Here is a 19730-nt window from a genome sequence, read left to right as displayed (position 1 = left end):
GGTGTGGCCCTCCGGGGCGCCCGCAGGCGCCGCGGTCAGAGCGCCGTCGCGGCGGCCGTCGTCGGCTGTGGCTCGTCCACCACCCAGCGCACCGCCCGCGAGCATGGGCAGACCCCTCCCACCCGCCGCAGCGCCGGCATGTGCGCCGCCGCCTTCTCGCGCGGCAGCGAGCCGGACGAGACCTGGTCGAGCAGGGAGAGGAACTCCTGGAAGTCGCGTCCGGCCAGATACGACTCCGGCAGGACGCGGCGGAGATGGGCAACGAACTCGTCGCGCGACACGAACGCCTGGCCGTCGACACCCACCATCTGGAAGGCTGGGACGCCGCGGCGGCGAAAGAAAGCGATGTGAGGCAGCTGCAGCAGCTCTTCGAAGGCGACGCCGCGCTCGCTCCCCCGCCCGGCCTCGAGCCGGGCGAGCGTCGCCTCGGCCTCGCCGGGCGTGAGCTCCGGCAGCCGGGCGCGCAGGAAGCGCAGGTTGAGGTCGCGGACGAGCTTGCGCAACTCCTCGTAGTACTGGGACTGGGCCTCGTCGTTCTTCATCGGCTTGAAGCCCCAGCGCACGTTGGTGCCGCCACCGCGCTCGTCGCCGAACATCTCGAGCCCGCGCGGCACCCACTTGTTCAGTACCTTCTGGATCATCTCCATCGAGATGGCGATCCCGCCCTGCGCCGCCCGTTCGACCCAGCGGCGCAGCGGGACGACGCCGGCTGCGAGGTGGAACGCCTCCTCGCGCAGCATCTGCGGCATCGACTCGGCCATCGGCGAATAGGAGGACACCTTCTGCATCGCCAACTGGTACTTGCCGACGCGGTCGATCAGCGCGCAGAAGACGACGTTGTCGACGAACGAGTCGAAGTCGATGTTGAAGGCGCCGAGCACGTGCGAGCCGGTCCGCATGTCGAGGATCTCCTCGACCAGCTCGCGGCTTCCGGCGCCCGTCGCCGCCGACCAGTCGTCGTCCACCAGGAGATGCAGCATCTGGTAGCCGTGCCGCAGCTCCTCGGCCATCATGCGCAGGATCCAGACCTGCTCTTCCTCGTCGGCAGCGCGCGAGAGGGTGAGCTGGTGCTGCTGGATCGAGCCGAACTCGGTCGACGCCTGGGCGCGGATCATCGCGAACAGATGGCGCGCCTGCTCCTCGGGGATCGCCGTCGCCGAGGTCCACTTCGCCTCGCCCTGGCGCTCGCCGCACTCGACGACGCCGCACATGCCGCATTCGCGGTAGGCACAGAGCTTGAAGCGCGGCTCGCGCGGGAAGTGCGTCTCCCATTTGTCGACCAGAAAACCGTAGTCGGGCAGGTAGAGATCGCGGAACCGCTCGACGGCGGCGTGATACGGCTTCGGCAGGAGGGTCTCGGTCATGCTCATGAGGGAGGCTCTCCGGATCTCGTCGCGTGGATGGACGGGAGTTGGCTCACAGACGCTTGAGCAGGGGGCGGATCGGCGCGGGCTCGAAGCCGAGGGTGGCGAAGAAGGACACGAGCTCCGGGCGGCTCTCCTCGACGAGGGTGCGCACCGCGGCCGCGCCCTGTGCTCGGAAGTGGGCGAAGAGCGCCTCGGCCAGGGCTCGCCCGACGGCCTTGCCGCGATGCTGCGGATCCACCCCGAGCACCTCGATCCAGCCTGTCGGCTCGGCGAAACCGAACTCGCCACGCCGCACCTCGCCGAGCATGAAACCAGCCACCGTGCCGTCCACCTCGGCGACGAGAGCTCCCTCCGGGTCGCGGCGCAGCCAGGTGGCGACGCGATCCTCCCAGAAGCGCGGGTCGTAGCCGCCGCCGGTCGTCTCGACGATCCGCACGACCTCGGTCAGGTCGAGCTCGTCGAGCGGGCGGACGCGGACGGTCGCAGCGGAAGCCATGGATCCTGCTCTCCCCGGATCGGGCGCTCCCGGACGGGAGCCCTCGACGATTGTAGCGGCTCGCAGCCCCGCGCCGCCAGCGCCGCGCGACGAAATCGCGATCCGAGACGCCGGATTGCCGAGCTTGCCGGTCCGCAGCTGCCGCTCAGCCGCGCAGGCTGCGTCCGACCTGCTCGTGCGCGTGGTAGCTCGAGCGCACCAGCGGACCGGCCTCGCAGTGGGTGAACCCGATCTCGGCCGCGAAGGCGCGATAGCGCGCGAACTCGTCCGGGTGGACGAAGCGGTCGACCGGCAGGTGCTCGCGGCTCGGCTGGAGATACTGCCCCAGCGTCATCACCTCGACACCGGCGGCGCGGATGTCGCGCATCGTCGCCTCGACCTCGTCCGGCAGCTCACCGAGCCCCAGCATGATGCCGGTCTTCACCCGCCCGCGATACGAGCCGGCGTCCCGCCGCCGACTCGCTTCGGCAAGCAGCGCCAGCGACTGCTCGTACCGGCTTCCGGGCCGCGCCGTACGATAGAGGCGTGGCACCGTCTCGACGTTGTGCGAGAAGATCTCCGGCACGGCGGCGAGAACCACGTCGAGCGCTTCGGGCACCCCGCGGAAGTCGGGAGTCAGTACCTCCACGCTGCATTCCGGCACCCGACGGTGAATGGCGCGAATCACCGCCGCCCAGTGCGCCGCCCCGCCGTCGTCGAGATCGTCGCGATCGACCGAGGTGATCACCGCGTGGCGCAAACCCATCGTCGCCACCGCTTCGGCCACGTGCTCCGGTTCCTCGGCGTCGACGCCCGGCTTCGGACGCCCCGAGGTCACGGCACAGAAGCCGCACCGCCGGGTGCAGATGTCGCCGAGAATCATGAACGTCGCGGTGCCGTGCTCGCCCCAGCACTCGTAGATGTTCGGGCAGCGAGCCTCCTCGCACACCGTGTTGAGCTTGAGGCGCGTCACCAGACCGCGGACCTTGTGGTACTCCTCCGGTGTGGCCAGCTTGATGCGCAGCCAGGAAGGCCGCCCCTCCCGCCGCGCCCGCGCCGCCGGCGCGGCTTCTGCTTCCACGGCCTTGCGGCCGATCGTGACCAGTGCGTCGCTCATCGCCCCGAGTCTATCAAGGGGCCGTCGACATCTCAGGAGAAGGACCGCGTCGAGCTCGACGCTGACAAGACCCAAGACGTCTGGGTAAGAAACAGCGAGCCACGAGGCACGAGGCTGCACCTCGATGGAGTCGCCGACGAACGGACGCGACGGCGATTTGTCTCGGGATTCGAGACCCCGGCCGCGATGTCCCCGCCGGCGAGCCAGGAGGTGCTTCTTCGGTCGACGCGATACCGACCCGCCGCCGCCGTGCTCGCGGGAGTCAGAAGAGGCGCGGCGGCCAGTTTCCCCACCCAGACGTCTTTGCGTTTTCTAGCCAGCAACCTCTTCCGGCTCGCTGGCGGCCTACGCGCGGGCCACCGGCGAGCGGAGGGTCACGTCTCGAAATCGAGCGCGACGTCGAGGGCGGGGGCGCTGTGGGTCAGCCAGCCGACGGAGATCAGGTCGACGCCGGTCTCGGCGATCGCACGGATCGTCTCCGGACGGACGCCGCCGGATGCCTCGGTGATGGCGCGGCCGGCGACCCGTTCCACGGCGCGACGCAGCGTGGCGACGTCCATGTTGTCGAGCAGCACCGCCTCGACGCCGACCGCCAGCGCCTCCTCGAGCTGAGCGAGGGTGTCGACCTCGACCTCGATCCGGACGAGGTGGCCGACGTGCGAGCGTGCCTTCTCCACCGCTGCGCGCACCGAGCCAGCCACCGCGAGGTGGTTGTCCTTGATCAGCACCGCGTCGTCGAGACCGAAGCGGTGGTTGACGCCGCCGCCGCAGCGCACGGCGTACTTCTCGAGCGCCCGCAGGAGCGGCGTCGTCTTGCGCGTGTCGGCGACTCGGGCCCGCGTCCCCTCGATCCGCCGCACGAGGTCCTGAGTCGCCGCGGCGATACCGCAGAGGCGGCCGAGCAGGTTGAGCGCGGTCCGCTCGGCGGAGAGGAGGGCCCGCGCCTTCCCGGTGAGGCGAGCGAGCGGCGTGTCGGCCGCGACCTCGTCTCCGTCGCTCGCCAGGCGCTCGAACGTCATGCCGGCGTCCAGGAGAACGAAGGCGTGCAGCGCCGCCTCCAGCCCGGCGATGCGGCCGGCGCCCCGGGCGACGACGGACGCCCGCGCGAGCGCCGCGGGATCGACGATCGCCTCGGTCGTCAGGTCGCCGGCGCGCCCGAGGTCTTCCGCCAGCGCCCGCCGGACGACGTCGTCGTAGAGCAACGGCGAGAGCGAGCTCATTGCGCCACCGCCGTCTCGTCGCGGTCGGATCTCCCGAGAGGTCGAAGGCGCGGATACGCTCCGTCGAGCTCGGCAACGGCGAAGCTGCGCTGGGCCAGCCGTGCATCGGTCGCCGGGAAGTCGCAGCGGAAGTGCCCTCCGCGACTCTCCTGGCGCGCCCCAGCCGCCGCGGCGATCAGCCAGCCGGCGGTGGCGAAGGCGCCGAGCGAACCCGGAGGCGCCGGCGTCACCTCGCGAGCGAGCCGTTCGACCGCCTCTGCCAGTCCCTGTCCGTCCCGCACCAGCCCGACCCGCCGCCACATCAGGTCGCGCAGCTCCGCCTCGCGCTCGCCCGAGGCCGCAGGTCCTTGCGGCAGCTCCGGCAGCGCTTCCCGTCGCGCCACGGCCGCCAGCTCGGCGTGCGCCAGGTCGCGCGCCACCCGCGCGCCGAACACCAGGGCTTCGAGCAGCGAGTTCGAAGCCAGCCGATTCGCGCCATGCACGCCCGTCGACGCGACCTCGCCTGCCGCCCAGAGCCCCGGCAGGGAGGTCCGTCCCTCGCCGTCGGTGGCGATCCCGCCCATGTGATAGTGCGCGGCGGGAGCGACCGGCATCGGCACGAGCCGCGGGTCGATGCCGGCGGCGAGGCAGGCCGCCAGAACCGTCGGGAACCGCTCGGCGAAGCGGCTACCTACCGCCTCCCGAGCGTCGAGGAAGACCCGTCGCCCCGCCTCGAGCTGCCACCAGATGGCGCGGGAGACGACGTCGCGCGGAGCGAGCTCGGCGAGCGGATGCTCGTCGACCATGAAGCGCACGCCCCGCTCGTCGACCAGCACGGCACCCTCGCCGCGCAACGCCTCGGTGAGCAGCGGCAGGGGATCGGCCCCGGCAGCGAGCGCCGTCGGATGAAACTGCACGAACTCGAGGTCGGCGAGCACCGCCCCGGCCCGTGCCGCAAGCACCAACCCGTCCCCAGACGCCTCCGGAGGATTCGTCGTGTGGCGGTAGAGCCGCCCGATCCCGCCGGTGGCGAGCACGACGGCCCGCCCGCGGTGCAGCACGCGTCGCCCGTCGTCGTGGCGGGCAAGGACGCCGACCACCCGACCGGCGGCGAGCACGAGCGCTTCGGCGTGCGCCGGGGCGAAGGTCCGCACGCGCGGCTCACGCCGCACCGCCTCGACGAGGGCGCGGAGGATCTCGCGCCCGGTCGCATCGGCGGCATGCAGCACGCGGCGACGCTGGTGCGCCGCCTCCTGCCCGGCGGCGAGCGAGCCGTCGCTCGCGCGGTCGAGCCGGGTCCCCAGGGCCAGCAGGCGTTCGATCGCCTCCGGTCCCGATTCGACCAATCGCTCGACGCTGGTCGGATCGCACAACCCGGCACCGGCGGCGACGGTGTCGGCGGCATGGAGGGCTGGCGAGTCGTCGCTCCCGACCGCCGCCGCCACTCCGCCCTGCGCCCATCCTGTCGCCGCGCCCTCACCGAGCGGCGCCTTGGCGAGCAGCGTCACGCCGCGATCCGCGGCACCGAGCGCCGCGGTGAGGCCCGCCGCCCCGGCGCCGACGACGATGACGTCGCTCCAGAGCTCTTCGCCGACTTCGCGACTGCCGACGTTCATGGCTCCTCCCTTACCGCCCCTTACCCCGCCCGACGGCGAGCATCCGCTCGACCGCGCGGCGCGCCCGGCGCGCAAGCTCCGGCTCGATCTCGACACGATGGGTCAACGTCTCGAGGCTGCGCTGGATGCGCGGCAGGGTGATGCGCTTCATGTGCGGACAGAGGTTGCAGGGCCGCACGAACTCCACGTCCGGGAACTCCACGGCGACGTTGTCGCTCATCGAGCACTCGGTGATCATCGCCACCCGCGGCGGACGGCGGTCCGCCACGTAGCGGATCATCCCGGCCGTCGATCCGACGTAGTCGGCGGCGGCGAGCACCTCCGGCGGACACTCCGGATGCGCGATCACCGACACGTCCGGCCAGGCCTGCCGGAAGAGCGCCACGTCGGCGGCGGTGAACCGCTCGTGCACCTCGCAGTGCCCCTTCCAGAGCACCACGTCGACGTCGGTCTGCGAGGCCACCCAGCGGCCGAGGTACTCGTCCGGGAGGAAGATCACCTTCTCCACTCCCAGCGACTCGACGACTTCGACGGCGTTGCCCGAGGTGCAGCAGATGTCCGACTCCGCCTTCACCTCCGCCGTGGTGTTGACGTAGGTGACCACGGGGACTCCCGGATGGAGCTCGCGCAGGCGACGGATGTCGGCGGCGGTGATCGAGTCGGCAAGCGAGCAACCGGCGGCGAGATCGGGGATGAGCACCGTCTTGCCCGGGTTGAGCACCTTCGCCGTCTCGGCCATGAAATGAACGCCGCAGAGCACGATCACGTCGGCCTCGGTCGTCGCCGCCTGCTCTGCGAGCGCAAGCGAATCCCCCACCAGATCGGCCACCCCGTGGAAGATCTCGGGCGTCTGGTAGTTGTGCACCAGGAGGACCGCGTTGCGCTCCCGCTTGAGGCGCTGAATCTCGGCCACCACCGGCGCGTGCAGCGCAATCTCGGCGGCGGGCAATACCCGCGAGAGACGCGCCCGCAACCCGGCAGCCGCCGCTTCCACGGCGAAGTCCGAGGTGAAGGCGGTCTCGGGAATCTCGATCGTCTCGGTCGCACTCATCGTTCGCTCCCTGCTCCCGTTCAGCGCCTGCTGCTAATGCTCCACCTGAGCATAAGGAGGACCAAGAAAAAGGCCGACCTGCTCGGCGCACTTAGACTACGAATGAGCATAAGCAGTTGTCAAGAGGCCGAGGCTGAGGAGCCCAGGCTCCTTCGCCGCCTGGAGAACGCTCAGGAAGAGCGAGCCCCGTCGAGGCGTGAGCGCAGCGCCGGGATCTCGCGCTTGAGCGCCAGCACCGTCCCGGTGTAGCGCCGCAGCTCCTTGACGAAGCTGGTCTTGCTCTCGCCGGTCAGGCGCTGGAGGTAACGGACGGGGAGCTCCTCGACTCGCCAGCCGAGCAGGTGCCCGGCGAGCAGGAGGCGGATGTAGTAGTCGCCGTAGCCGTAGAAGAAGTCCCATTGGCGCTTGAGGGCGAGGATCCGCTCCCGCTCGGCGACCCAGAAGCCCGCCAGGTTGTCGGTGGTCGAGATCCCGAGGGTGCGGCGGACGAAGAGATTGAACGTCCGGCTGCAGTGGTAGCGGAAGCGGTGCCCCGGCATGTCGCCGCCGGAGAGGAAGCGCGAGCCACCCACGAGGTCGGCCTTCCCCATGCCGGCGAGCAGCCGCGGCAGCTCGAGCGGGTTGTGATTGAAGTCGGTGTCCATGGCCAGGACGAACTTGCGACGCGCCATCTCCACGCCGTCGCCGATCGCCGTGCCGAGCCCGGTCCCCTTGGCGCGGTGGTGGAATCGGACGTGCCGGTAGGGCTTCAGCCGCTCGGCCAGGTAGGTGTCGCTGCCGTCGACGCTGTCGTCGACCACCAGCAGCTCGAACTCGCCGCCGGTCGGCGGCTCGAGGATGGCCAGCAGCGTGTAGATCAGCAGCTCGACGTTCTCGCGCTCGTTGCGCGTGGGCATGATGACCGAGAGCACGGAATCCTCCGGGGCGACGGCGAATCTCAGCCGTCGATCCGCTCGAAGACGAACCAGCTCTCGAGGCCGAGGAACATCGTTCCCCGTTCGAGCAGCCGGAATCGGCCGGCGGAGAGCGCCAGCACGCGACGCACGCTCGAATTGCGGAACATGAAGGCCGGGCGCAGCTTCTTGATGCGCAGCAGCTCGAGCGCCGTCAGCGGCAGGCGAAAGGTCTGGTTGGGGGTGAAGAGCGCCAGGCGGCCGCCCGGCACGAGCGCGGCATGGACCGTCGCCATCGCACGCTCGGGGTGCGGCAGGAACTCCCAGCAGTCCATGAGGACGATCGAGTCGAACGGCTCGTCGAAACCGGTGGACTCTTCGACGTCGGCACAGCGGACCAACGCCTCTCCGTCGAGCCCGAGCGCCGCGAGCTTGGCCCGGGCCGACTCGCACATGCGCGGCGAGTAGTCGACTCCGAACGCCTCGACGCCGCGCCGGCGGAGCTCGGCGAGATAGCCACCGGTCCCGCACCCGACCTCGAGCACGCGCCCGGGGCGAGGCGCGAGCGCCGCGAGGTAGCGCTCGATCCCCTGGGCGAAGAACCGGTGATTCCGATCGCGGTCGTAGGCCGCGCTCAGCTCGTCGTAGTGGCTGCGGACCGCGAGGTCTCCCAAGCCGGCGCTCCCAGGGCTCGCCGCACGGCGTTGGCGACCCGATCGATCTCGTCCTCGGTGAGCGTGGTCGCCGAGGGGAGGGTGAGACCACGCGCACCGAGTCGATCCGCGACCGGGAAGCTCTGCCCCGGTCGAACGAGCTTCGCGTACGGTGGCATGTGGTGCAGCGGATAGAACACGGTGCGCGAGTCGATGCCCGAGGCGGCTAGCGCGTGGGCCAGCGCATCGCGGTCGAGCGACGAGCCTTCCGGCAGGACCAGATTGAACATCCAGAACGAGCTCGACGACCGGCGGGTCTCCGGCGAAAGGAGCAGACCGAGCCCGTCGAGACGCTCCCGGTAGCGCGCCGCGTTGCGACGACGCGCGGCGACGAGCTCGCCGAGGCGTTCGATCTGCGCCAGTCCGACCGCCGCCTGAAGGCTGGTCATCCGGTAGTTGAAGCCCACCTCTTCGTGCCAGTAGCGGCGGGCCTTGTTCATCCCGTGGTCGCGGAGAAACGACATCCGGTCGGCGAGATCGGCCCGCGAGGTGACGCAGGCGCCGCCTTCGCCCGTGGTGATCGTCTTGTTGCCGTAGAACGACAGACAGGCGATGTCGCCGAAGCTGCCGATCGGCCGGTCGTCGAAGCGGGCGCCGAGGGCCTCGGCAGCGTCCTCCACCACCGCCAGGCGATGGCGCTCGGCGATGGCGAGCACCGCCTCGAGATCGCACGGATGTCCGTAGAGATGGACCGGAAGAAGCGCCTTGGTCCGCGGAGTGATCGCGGCCTCGACCAGGCTCGGGTCGAGACCCCAGTCCTCCTCGCGCACGTCGACGAGCACCGGGGTCGCACCACAATAGAGAACGGCGTTGGCCGTCGCGGCGAACGTCAGGTCGGGAACGATCACCTCGTCTCCCGGACCGATTCCCAGAGCGGCCAGCGCCAGGTGGAGCGCGACGGTGCCGTTCGAGGTGGTCAACGCGCGCTTCGTTCCGGTGGTTTCGGCCAGCGCCTCCTCGAAGCGATTGACGTAAGGGCCGATCGAAGAGATCCAACCGCTCTTCACGCAGTCGACGACGTACTCGAGCTCTCTTCCACGCAGGTCGGGCTCGGCAAGCGGGATGCGCTCGCGGACGGCCGGAGCGGCGGTCGGTTCGGAGGATGCCATGCGGGGCGCTACGCTAGCAGCCTGCAAGAAGCTGGGCAACGCTCCCTTCGGGTAGGCGGCGCTGAGTCCGGCCGGAGCCGTGGGACCCGACGGAAGAGCGACCCGCTCGCCGTGCCGGCCTCCTTTCGAGGGGCCTCAACCGGGGTGGCGGGTGCCGGGCAGGCCCACGCCGGGCGCCGGCCGCTCGCGAAGGACGTCGCGGCGGAAGCGGAAGAGCCCGGCGGGGCGCCCGCCGGTCCGCGTCTCGACCTGCCCGGTACCCTCGACCAACCCACCCTGCTCGACCAGGCGGCGGAAGTTCTGCTTGTGCAGCCGCACCCCGGCGAGCGCCTCGACCGTGCGCTGCAGGCGCGACAGGGTGAACGCCGACGAGAGGGTCTCGAAGACCACCGGTCGATAGCGCAGCTTGCCGCGCAGGCGCCCGAGGGCCGAAGCCAGGATCCTCCGGTGGTCGAGCGCCATCGCCCGGCCGAGGGTCGCCTCCCCTCCCGCCTTCCCGCGTCGCAGCGTCGTCTCCCCCGTCCGGTCGCGCTTCGCTTCGGCGACCTTCTCGACCTCGTAGAGCAGCTCGTACCGGTCGAGCACCCGTTCCCCGTTCCACGGTGCACCACCCAGCCCGAAGGCGATGTCCGCCCGCTCGCGGCGCTGGGAGCGCTCCGCCGGCACCGCCTCGACCCAGCGGTCGAGCGCCGGGGCGATCGATTCTTCGATCACCGACGGGCGACCGTCGCGCCAGTCTTCCCAGGGGAGGAAGTCGTAGACGTCGAGCCAACTCGCCCCGGCCGCTCCCGATGGCGGCGCCTCGCGCACCAGGGCCAGGTAGGCGATCGAGATGACGCGGGGGCCGCCGGCGCGCTCGGCCGGATCCCGATCGCGGTTCCCGAAGGTGTAGAGCTGTTCGACGTAGCCGAGACCCAGGCCGGTCTGGGCGCGCACCCAGCCGCGAAGGGCGAGCTCGAGCGTCCGGTCGGCGTCGGGCTCGAGCGGACCGAAGGGCAGGCTCCATTCGCCGTCGCGTCCGCCGAGCCGATGCCCCGGCTCGCGCACCGCCAGTAGGCGCGGCGCCTCGTCGGTGACCGCGACGATCACCGCGTTGAGCCCGATGACCACCTCGCGCGGCATCGAGCTATCCCTTGATGACCCCGAGAGGGCGAAGCCGGGCGACCTTTCGGCTGATCCCGGCCCGCTCGACGACGTCCACGACCTCGGCGACGTCCTTGTACGCCTCCGGCATCTCCTCGGCGATCGTCGCCATGCCGTCGGCCATCACCACCACACCGCGCTCGGCGAGCTCGGCCTTGAGATCGCGCCCGCGCGCCGCCGCCTTCGCCTTGTGGCGCGACATCCGCCGGCCGGCGCCGTGGCAGGTCGAGCCGAAGGTCTCGGCAAAGCCGCGCGGCGTGCCGACGAGCACGAAGGAGTAGCGCCCCATGTCGCCGGGGATGATCACCGGCTGGCCGACCTCGCGGTAGGCCGCCGGCGTCTCCGGATGCCCGGGCGGATAGGCGCGCGTCGCTCCCTTGCGGTGGACGCAGACCTGGCGCCGCCGACCCTCCACTTCGACGGTCTCGAACTTGGCGATGTTGTGGCAGACGTCGTAGACGACGCCGAGCCCCAACCGCTCCCACGGGCGCCCCAGCGTCGCCGCGAAGCTCTCGCGCACCCAGTGGGTCATCACCTGCCGGTTGGCAAAGGCGAAATTCGCCGCCGCCGACATTGCCGCGAGGTAGCGCCGCCCCTCCTCCGAGCGGATCGGCGCGCAGCAGAGCTGCCGGTCGGGCAGCTCGATGCCGTGGCGTCGCGCCGCGTCCAGCATCACCTTCAGGAAATCGCTGCAGACCTGGTGGCCGAGACCGCGTGAACCGCTGTGGATGAGCACGGTGATCTGGCCGGCGAAGAGGCCGAGGGCGTCCGCGGCGACCGGGTCGTGGATCTCGTCGACCACCTGGACCTCGCAGAAGTGGTTCCCCGAGCCGAGCGTGCCGAGCTGACCGCCCCCGCGCTCGAGAGCGCGAGACGAGACCTCGTCCGGATCGGCACCGCGCAACCTCCCTCCCTCCTCGATGTGTTCGAGATCGGCGGCGACGCCCATCCCCTCGCCCACCGCCCACGCGGCACCCCTCTCGAGCACCCGCGAGAGCTCGCGCGGCGGCAGCTTGAGGTCGCGGCGGCCGGCGCCGACCCCCGTCGGCACGTTGCGGAAGAGCTGGGCCACGAGCTCGCGCATGCGCGGGCGCACCTCGTCGACCGAGAGCTCGGAACGCAGCAGCCGGACGCCGCAGTTGATGTCGTAGCCGACGCCACCCGGCGACACCACCCCTTCGTCCACATCCATCGCGGCCACCCCGCCGATCGGGAAGCCGTAGCCCCAGTGGATGTCGGGCATGGCGATCGAGGCGGTGAGGATCCCGGGCAGGTGCGCGACGTTGGCCACCTGCTGCAGGCTCTCGTCGCGCTCGATCTCCTTCATCATCGCCCCGCTGGCGTAGACGATGCCGTCGACCCGCATCCCGCCGTGCCGCGGGATGCGGTAGCGCCATGGATCGAGCCGTTCGACCTTCACGAATCGCTCAGATGTCGAAGATCACCTTGGCTCGCCAGAGCCCGTCGACCTGCTCGACGCTCAGTGCGTGGTAGGTGATCGCCTTGACAAGCACCTTGATCGGGTGGCGCGTCGCATCACGTCGCTCGCCGGCCGCTTCGATCTCCGCATGCCACTCCGAGCCGCGCTGCTCGGCGACCACGCGTGCCGAGCGTGGCAGGAAGCCGCCGACCTCGAAGCGGTAGAGCAGCTCTTCGAGCACGCCGTGGAGCAACAGGTCGGGGGATTCGGCAGTGACGGTGAGCTTGCGCACTTCGTCGTCGCCCAGCTTCTCCGGCTCGGTCACGATGGCGGTGAACGCCGCGATCGCCTCAACGATCAGTTCGGCTAGGGTCGGGGCTTCGGCGGTGAAACCCACGTCCCCGGTGTGGTCTAGGAAGTGGAAAGACACAGGCCTCGTACCTCCTCGGCTGGCACTGCGATCATTTCGCGCTCGAACCGGGCAGCGAACGCCGGCACGAAACGCTCGGCGACCTCGGCGAGCCCGGGCTTCAGCCCTCGCTCGCGCTCGATCGAGGTCAGGGTGACGCTCGGCATGCCGCAGGGGACGATGCCGGCGAAGTAGGCGAGATCGGTCGTCACGTTGAGCGCGAAGCCGTGCGTCGTCACCCAGCGCGACAGGTGGATGCCGAGGGACGCGATCTTGCGCTCCTCGACCCAGACGCCGGTCTCCGCCGTTCCCTCCCCGGGCGCGGCAGCGATGCCGTAGCCAGCGAGCGTGTCGACGAGGGAGAACGACAGATCGCGCACATAGCGCCGCACGTCTCGGCGATCGGGGTTGAGCGAGATCACCGGATAGCCGACGAGCTGCCCGGGGCCGTGGTAGGTCACCTGTCCGCCACGGTCAGTTTCGATCACCTCGACGCCACGCGCCTCGAGCCAGGCGCGCGGCGCCAGCACGTCCTTCTCGGTGGCGTTCCGCCCCAGCGTGTAGACCGGAGGATGCTCGAGCAGCAACAGATGCTCTTTCCCCTCGCCGCGTTTGACCCCTTCGCGCACCGCCAGCTGCAGGGCCAGCGCCTCGGCGTAACCGACGCGCCCGAGATACGTCCACAGCGTCTGTCGCATGGACGCATTCTATTCCTGCGAAGCCCGGGGTGCCGGGGGTGGGAGGGCGACGCACCTGCCGCAGCAGTGGTCGCGATCCGCTCGAGCCGCGACGCGATGGAACGCCTGTCGCTCGGATCCCGCGCAGCCCTTCTTGGCGACGAGCGCCCAGTGCAGGGCGCGACCCCGGGTGGCGCCGTCGCTGATCCCCCGGGTCCCGCCCTGCGGGCCGCCTCAGGCGTACGGCTCGAGCTCCGGCCAGGGGCCGAGAAGTGCCTTCTTGACCGCGTTCATGAAGTGGTCGGCGTCGGCGCCGTCGACCAGGCGGTGGTCGTAGGTGATGCCGAAGTAGGCCATCGGCTTGATCACCAAGTGGTCGTTGCCGTCGGCGTCGGTCTCGACCATCGGCCGCTTCTCCACCATGCCGATGCCGAGGATCGCCACCTGCGGCTGGTTGATGATCGGCGTGCCGAAGAGCGAACCGAAGACGCCCGGGTTGGTGATCGTGAAGGTCCCGCCCTTGACCTCGTCGGGCGAGAGCTTCTTGGCCCGCGCGCGGTCGGCAAGATCGTTGGCGCCCTTGGCGAGGCCGACCAGGTTCAGCTGATCGGCATGCCGCAGCACCGGCACGATGAGGCCCCAGTCGAGCGCCACGGCCATGCCGAGGTGGATGTCTTTCTTGAACACGACGTTCGTGCCGTCGATCGAGGCATTGAGCTTCGGGTTCGCCTTCAGGCCGGCCGCCACCGCCTTGAAGATGAACGGCATGTAGGAGAGCTTCGTGCCGTTGACGGCGGCGAACTTCCCCTTGGCCTTCTCGCGCGCCGCGTGGACCTTCGAGAAGTCCATGTGGAAGACCGTCGTCACGTGCGCCGAGGTGTCCTTCGAATAGCGCATGTGGGCCGCGGTGATCTGGCGGATCTTCGACATCGGCTCGATGGTCACGTTCTCGTTGGCCGTGTAGGCCGCGACGTGGAAGCCGGTGTCGACCTTCCCGCCCGCCGGAGCCGAAACGCCGGCCGGAGGCGGAGCCATGGCAGCCACCGCGGGGGCCGGCGCCACGGGCGCCGGCGCATTCTGGCGTCGTTCGAGGAACCCCTCAATGTCCTGCTTGGTCACCCGGCCGTGAATGCCGGTGCCGACGACCTGGGCGAGGTCGACTCCCTCCTTCGCCGCGATCGAACGGACCAACGGGCTCGAGAAGCTGCGCAGGCGCTCCTGCAACGCCGCCTGCGGATCGTCCGCTGGGGCCGCTGCGGCCGCCGGTGCTGCCGGCACGGGGACCGGGCTGACCGCCGAGGCCGCGGCAGGCGCCGCCGCGGCAACCGCGATCGGGGCGGGAGCGGGCTCGGCAGGAGCCTTCGGTGCGGGCGACACGGACCCTTCGCCGCCGGCGCCGATGCGCGCGACGACGGTGTGAACGGGCACCGTCGCGCCCTCGGGGAAGAGCACCTCGAGCAGCACGCCAGAGTCCGGGCTCGGGATCTCGGCGTCGACCTTGTCGGTCGAAATCTCGAAGAGCGGCTGGTCGCGCTCGACCTTCTCGCCGGGCTTGACCAACCACCGGGTGATCGTTCCCTCGGCGATCGACTCGCCCATCTGCGGCATCACGACATCGCTGGCCATCGTTCTCTCCGTCCGTTCTGCAGGTTCAGTAGGCGAGCAGCTGGCGCGCCTTCGCGATCAGTTTGGGGACATCGGGCAGGTAGGCCGCTTCGAGCGGCGGGCTGTAGGGCACCGGCGTGTCGGGGCAGCAGAGCCGGGCCACCGGGGCATCGAGAAAGCCGAAGGCGAGCTCGGCGATCCGCGCCGCCACCTCGGCGGCGAAGGAACCGGTCTGCGGCTCCTCGGAGAGCACCAGCGCGCGGTTGGTGCGACGCACCGAGGCGAGCACCGCCTCGTCGTCCATCGGCTTGAGCGTGCGCAGATCGACGATTTCGAGCTCGATCCCTTCCCCGGCGAGCGCGGCCGCCGCGTCGAGGGCGACGTGGACCATCGCGGCCCAGGTCACCACCGTGAGATGGCGGCCCGCGCGAGCGATCCGTGCCCTGCCGAGCGGCACGATGCCGTCGCCCTCCACCAGCTCCTCTTTGATTCGGCGATAGAGGAACTTGTGCTCGAGGAAGATCACCGGGTTGGGATCGCGGATCGCCGCCTTGAGCAGACCGCGGGCATCCGACGGAGTCGACGGCGCGACCACCTTGAGGCCCGGCGCATGACAGTAGTAGCCCTCGGGGTTGCCGCTGTGGAACGCCGACCCGTGCACGCCGCCACCCGACGGGCCACGCAGCACCAGCGGCACCTTCTGGCCCCAGCGATAGCGCGACGTACCCGCCGCGTTGACGATCATGTCGAAGGCGTTGGCCATGAAGTCGATGAACTGAAACTCGACCACCGGCTTCATCCCCATCATCGACGCGCCGATCGCCGCCCCGACGAACCCCGACTCGGAGATCGGCGTGTCGATCACCCGCTCGGGACCGAAGCGGTCGAGCAGGCCTTCGGTGACCTTGAAGGCGCCGCCGAAGCGGCCGATGTCCTCGCCGAGCAGGAAAACCGTCGGATCCGCCGCCATCTCTTCGGCGAGCGCCTGACGAATCGCCTCGAGGTAGGTGGTCTCGCTCACGCCGTCACCTCCCCGGGCTCGTAGACACCGTCGAAGGCGCGCTCGGCCGGCGGCAGCGGCGAGTCGAGCGCGAAGGCGACGTCCTCGTCGAGCTCGCGCTGCAGCCCGGCGACGATCGTCGCCAGCTCCTCGCGACTCGCCAGGCCGCGGTCGACGAGATGGCGTTCGAAGCGCCGGATCGGGTCCTTCGCCTCCCATTCCGCCTTCAGCGCCGCCGGAACGTAGGAAGCATCGTCGTGCTCGGCATGACCCTTCATCCGGAAGGTCTTCACTTCGATCATCGCCGGACCACCACCGGCGCGCGCACGCTCGACCGCGCGGCGGGTCGCCTCGTAGACCGCGAGCACGTCGTTGCCGTCGACGATCGAGGCGGGAATGCCATAGGCCGCGGCGCGCTGGGCGAGGTCGCGGATGCGCATCTGCCGGTCCGTCGGCGTCGAATAGGCGTAGCCGTTGTGCTCGGCGATCACCACCAGCGGCACCTGCAACACGGCGGCGAGGTTCATCCCCTCGTGAAAATCGCCGGTCGAGGTCCCGCCGTCGCCGATGTAGGTGAGGGCGACCCGGTCGACCTTCTGGAGGCGGCTCGCCAACGCCACCCCGGCCATCATCGGGATGAGCGCCCCGAGCATCGAGATCGGCGCCATCACGCCGCGCGACAGGTCGCCGAAGTGCAGGTTGCAGTCCTTGCCGCCGGTCGGGCTGCCGCCGCGCGCCATGTACTGCATGAAAATCTCGCGCGGCCGGATGCCGCGCACCAGCAGTGCGCCGAGATTGCGGATCAGCGGCGCCAGGACGTCCTGCGGCGCGAGCGCACAGGCCGTGCCGATCGAGATCGCCTCCTGCCCGCGGCTCGAGTAGAGACCGCCGACCACCTTCCCCTGGCGGTAGAGGTTGGTCAGCCGGTCTTCCACCGCCCGATTGAGCGCCAGCCAGCGGTAGAGCTCGAGCTGGCGCTCGCGCGACAGGTCGGAGGGCGACAGCAGGTCGCGCGCTGCAGCGGCCGCCGGATGCAGGGGGCCGAATCCCTTGCCCGCTTGGCTCATCGTCGCCTCGTCAGCTGTGGATCGCGTGCCCGAGGGCGGCGTGCGCCGCCTCGGCGACAGCTTCGGAGAGCGTCGGATGGGCATGGATGGTCCGCACGATCTCCTCCGTCGTCGCCTCGAGGCGCAGGGCGACGCAGGCCTCGGCGATCAGCTCCGTGGCATGCGCGCCGACGATGTGCACGCCCAGGACCTCGTCGTACTTCTTCTCGCGCACGATCTTCACGAAACCGCCGGTCTTGCCGAGGATGCGCGCCTTGCCGAGGGCGGTGAAGGCGAACTTGCCGACGGCCACGTCGTAACCGCGTTCCCGTGCCTTCGTCTCGGTCAGTCCGACGCTGCCGACTTCGGGCTCGCAGTAGGTGCAGGAGGGGACGTGGTCGTAGCGCAGCGGCTCGGGCGACAGACCGGCCATTGTCTCGACGGCGAGGATTCCCTCGGCCGAGGCGACGTGCGCCAGCCACGGCGTGTTCACGACGTCTCCGATGGCGCAGACCGTAGGCGCCGAGGTGCGCATGTGATCGTCGATCGGCACGTAGCCGCGTTCGGTGGCGACACCGACGGTCTCGAGGCCGATCCCTTCGGTGACTGGGGCACGACCGACCGCGACCAGCAGCATTTCGGCTTCGAGCGTCGTCACCTTGCCGTCGCGTTCGATCTGACAGCGGACGCCGCTGTCGGTCTTCTCCACCGACTGCAGCTGTGCGCCGGTCAGCACCTTGAGGCCGCGCTTCTTGAACTGCCGCTCGACCTCCTTGCTGACCTCCTCGTCCTCGATCGGCAAGACCCGCGGCAGCATCTCGACTAGCGTGACCTGGGACCCGAACGAGTGGAAGATCGAAGCGAACTCGCTTCCCACCGCCCCGGCCCCGAGCACGACGAGCGACGCCGGGACCCGCTCGAGCTCGAGGATGTGGTCGGAGTTGAGGATCCGCTCGCCGTCGGTCGGCGCGATCCGCAACTCGCGGCAGACCGAGCCGGTGGCGATCAGCACGTGCTTCGTGGTGATCGTCCGCGTCCCACCCTCGCCGCTCACCTCGACGGCGTGCGGGCCGGCGAGCCGGCCGAAGCCGCGGACGCCTTCGACCTTGTTCTTCTTGAACAGCGCCTCGACGCCGCGTGCGTTGGTGTCGACCACGCCTCGCTTGTAGAGCTGGACCTTGAGCATGTCGAGGCGCGGATCCGCCGTCTCCACACCGAAGTCACCGGCATGCCGGATCTCGTCGAGGATCTCGGCCGAACGCAGCAGTGCCTTCGTCGGAATGCAGCCGCGCAGCAGGCAGGTGCCGCCGTAGCGCGCATCCTTCTCCACCACGGCGACCTTCATGCCGAGCTGTGCGGCGCGGATCGCCGCCACGTAGCCACCGGGACCGCTGCCGATCACCACGAGGTCCTTGTCGAAGCTCTCGGCGGCAACCACGTTCCCCGGCGCCGCTGACGGGACCGGCGCCGGAGCGGTCGAGACGGCTGCAGCGGCGGGCGGCGGCGGCACCGGGGCCGGCGAGGGAGACGGCGCAGGAGCCGCAGCGGGCGGGGCGACGGCGGCCGGCTGTTCCCCGGTCTCGCCGATCTGCGCCACCACCGTGTGCACCGGAACGGTGGCCCCCTCGGCGAAGCGCACCTCGAGCAGCACTCCGGCGGCCGGGCTCGGGATCTCCGCGTCGACCTTGTCGGTCGAGATTTCGAACAGCGGCTGATCGCGCTCGACCTTCTCGCCGGGTTTGACCAGCCACTTGGTGATCGTCCCCTCGGCGATCGACTCGCCCATCTGCGGCATCACGACATCGGTGGCCATCGAACTCTCCATGCCGGCCGCTGGGCCGGGCTCGCTCGGGATTGGGTGACTCGGCGCCCGCTCGGGGCGCTGGGGAACTCGCCCTCTACCTTATCCGATCCGGCACGCCCTCCGCCCCGCGAGGTCGGCGGCGACTTCCCGACCGAACGGGTCGGCTCTGCCGGAGAATCCGCCGCGCCTCCGTGCGGCGCCCGGACCGCCAGGTCAGCCGATGCCCGTCGGATCGACCGGCACGGCGCGGAACTTCCCGGGCTTCTCCTCGAGGATCCGACCCACCGGCATGTCGGGATCGTGCTGGAAGATGCAGAGCCACCGCTCGGCGGCGAGCCGCGGGACCCAGCGCTTCTTGCTGGCCAGCGTCTCCATCGGGAAGGCGTCGAAGCCCATGATCCAGGGCAACGGCGCGTGTGCTGCGGTCGGCACCAGATCGGCGAGGTGCGCCGCACGAGCGCCGTCGCCGCCATCGACCGTCACGATGCACAGGTCGCGGTTGTGCCCGGGGGCCTTGACCGCCGTGACGCCGTCGATCGGCGTGGCGAGGTCGTCGAAAAGCTCGACCACGCCGGCCTCGAACAGCGGCTCCCAGTTCTCCGGCAGGTAGCTCACACTGTCGCGCTCGTTCGGCGAGCGGGCGTGCTCGACCTCGCCGCGGCAGAGCCAGTAGCGCGCGTTGGGGAAGGTCGGCACCAGCTTCTCGCCCGCGCGAACGGTGTTCCAACCGCAGTGGTCGAAGTGCAAATGGGTGAGCAGCACGTGGGTCACGTCACCGAGCGCATAGCCGGCGGCGCGGATCTGCTCGGGGAGGCGCCTGGCCCCCTCCTCCATCCCGTACATCGCCTGCGACTTCGCGTCGAGCTTGTCGCCGATCCCGGTGTCGACCAGCAACAGCTCGCGGCCGCTCGCGACGAGCAATGCGTTCGTCCCCATCCGGATCCGGTTCAGCTCGTCGGCCGCCTTCACACGGCTCCACAGGGGCTTCGGCACGACCCCGAACATCGCCCCACCGTCGAGGCGGAACTCGCCGTCGTGAACCACCGTCAGGTCGAATCGTCCGAGTCGCATGATGGGCCGCGAGTG

The 19730-nt window shown here is 70.4% G+C and carries 18 protein-coding genes; all 18 read right to left on the bottom strand.

Annotated elements, in window-relative coordinates; all coding sequences use genetic code 11:
* Positions 1-35 precede the first annotated feature (35 nt).
* Positions 36-1370: a phenylacetate-CoA oxygenase subunit PaaI gene (locus tag IPJ17_12845; GenBank protein QQR72398.1), complete on the bottom strand. Its 1335-nt coding sequence runs from the start codon at positions 1368-1370 to the stop codon at positions 36-38.
* A 46-nt stretch (positions 1371-1416) separates the two neighbouring features.
* On the bottom strand, positions 1417-1863 hold the full coding sequence (locus IPJ17_12840; protein QQR72397.1) for a GNAT family N-acetyltransferase: 447 nt from the start codon (positions 1861-1863) through the stop codon (positions 1417-1419).
* A gap of 145 nt (positions 1864-2008) precedes the next feature.
* A complete protein-coding gene (gene lipA, locus IPJ17_12835; GenBank protein ID QQR72396.1) occupies positions 2009-2959 on the bottom strand; it encodes a lipoyl synthase in 951 nt (316 codons plus the stop codon).
* Between the two features lie 374 nt (positions 2960-3333).
* On the bottom strand, positions 3334-4179 hold the full coding sequence (gene nadC, locus IPJ17_12830) for a carboxylating nicotinate-nucleotide diphosphorylase (protein ID QQR72395.1): 846 nt from the start codon (positions 4177-4179) through the stop codon (positions 3334-3336).
* Positions 4176-5774, bottom strand: coding sequence for an L-aspartate oxidase (locus IPJ17_12825; protein ID QQR72394.1), 1599 nt, complete (start codon positions 5772-5774; stop codon positions 4176-4178). The genes nadC and IPJ17_12825 overlap by 4 nt, the downstream gene beginning before the upstream one ends.
* Positions 5775-5784: 10 nt before the next feature.
* Complete coding sequence (nadA, locus tag IPJ17_12820; GenBank protein QQR72393.1) at positions 5785-6825, bottom strand: quinolinate synthase NadA; 1041 nt, start codon at positions 6823-6825, stop codon at positions 5785-5787.
* A gap of 170 nt (positions 6826-6995) precedes the next feature.
* Positions 6996-7736, bottom strand: coding sequence for a glycosyltransferase (locus IPJ17_12815; GenBank protein ID QQR72392.1), 741 nt, complete (start codon positions 7734-7736; stop codon positions 6996-6998).
* Positions 7737-7762: 26 nt separating this feature from the next.
* Positions 7763-8392 (bottom strand): class I SAM-dependent methyltransferase, encoded by a 630-nt coding sequence (locus IPJ17_12810; GenBank protein QQR72391.1) that lies wholly within the window; start codon positions 8390-8392, stop codon positions 7763-7765.
* Positions 8353-9540, bottom strand: coding sequence for a DegT/DnrJ/EryC1/StrS family aminotransferase (locus IPJ17_12805; GenBank protein ID QQR72390.1), 1188 nt, complete (start codon positions 9538-9540; stop codon positions 8353-8355). The genes IPJ17_12810 and IPJ17_12805 overlap by 40 nt, the downstream gene beginning before the upstream one ends.
* Positions 9541-9675: 135 nt before the next feature.
* Positions 9676-10662 carry a hypothetical protein gene (locus IPJ17_12800; GenBank protein ID QQR72389.1) on the bottom strand — a complete coding sequence of 329 codons (987 nt, stop codon included), beginning with the start codon at positions 10660-10662 and terminating at the stop codon, positions 9676-9678.
* A gap of 4 nt (positions 10663-10666) precedes the next feature.
* On the bottom strand, positions 10667-12049 hold the full coding sequence (locus IPJ17_12795; GenBank protein ID QQR76164.1) for an RtcB family protein: 1383 nt from the start codon (positions 12047-12049) through the stop codon (positions 10667-10669).
* Between the two features lie 61 nt (positions 12050-12110).
* Complete coding sequence (locus IPJ17_12790) at positions 12111-12533, bottom strand: archease (GenBank protein ID QQR72388.1); 423 nt, start codon at positions 12531-12533, stop codon at positions 12111-12113.
* Positions 12515-13210: a lipoyl(octanoyl) transferase LipB gene (gene lipB / locus IPJ17_12785; GenBank protein ID QQR72387.1), complete on the bottom strand. Its 696-nt coding sequence runs from the start codon at positions 13208-13210 to the stop codon at positions 12515-12517. The genes IPJ17_12790 and lipB overlap by 19 nt, the downstream gene beginning before the upstream one ends.
* Positions 13211-13423: 213 nt before the next feature.
* Complete coding sequence (gene sucB, locus IPJ17_12780) at positions 13424-14815, bottom strand: 2-oxoglutarate dehydrogenase, E2 component, dihydrolipoamide succinyltransferase (protein QQR72386.1); 1392 nt, start codon at positions 14813-14815, stop codon at positions 13424-13426.
* Between the two features lie 25 nt (positions 14816-14840).
* A complete protein-coding gene (locus IPJ17_12775; GenBank protein ID QQR72385.1) occupies positions 14841-15815 on the bottom strand; it encodes an alpha-ketoacid dehydrogenase subunit beta in 975 nt (324 codons plus the stop codon).
* Positions 15812-16861: a thiamine pyrophosphate-dependent dehydrogenase E1 component subunit alpha gene (locus IPJ17_12770; protein QQR72384.1), complete on the bottom strand. Its 1050-nt coding sequence runs from the start codon at positions 16859-16861 to the stop codon at positions 15812-15814. The genes IPJ17_12775 and IPJ17_12770 overlap by 4 nt, the downstream gene beginning before the upstream one ends.
* Positions 16862-16871: 10 nt before the next feature.
* The gene (gene lpdA / locus IPJ17_12765) at positions 16872-18653 is read right to left on the bottom strand and encodes a dihydrolipoyl dehydrogenase (GenBank protein ID QQR72383.1); all 1782 of its coding nucleotides are present in this window, start codon (positions 18651-18653) and stop codon (positions 16872-16874) included.
* 204 nt (positions 18654-18857) lie between these two features.
* Positions 18858-19715 carry an MBL fold metallo-hydrolase gene (locus tag IPJ17_12760; GenBank protein ID QQR72382.1) on the bottom strand — a complete coding sequence of 286 codons (858 nt, stop codon included), beginning with the start codon at positions 19713-19715 and terminating at the stop codon, positions 18858-18860.
* Positions 19716-19730 lie beyond the last annotated feature (15 nt).

It is taken from the genome of Holophagales bacterium, assembly GCA_016699405.1.
Classification (GTDB): domain Bacteria; phylum Acidobacteriota; class Thermoanaerobaculia; order Multivoradales; family JAGPDF01; genus JAAYLR01.
The sequence above is the reverse complement of the archived record's forward strand: the minus strand, read 5'-3'. Positions and strand labels throughout refer to the sequence as shown.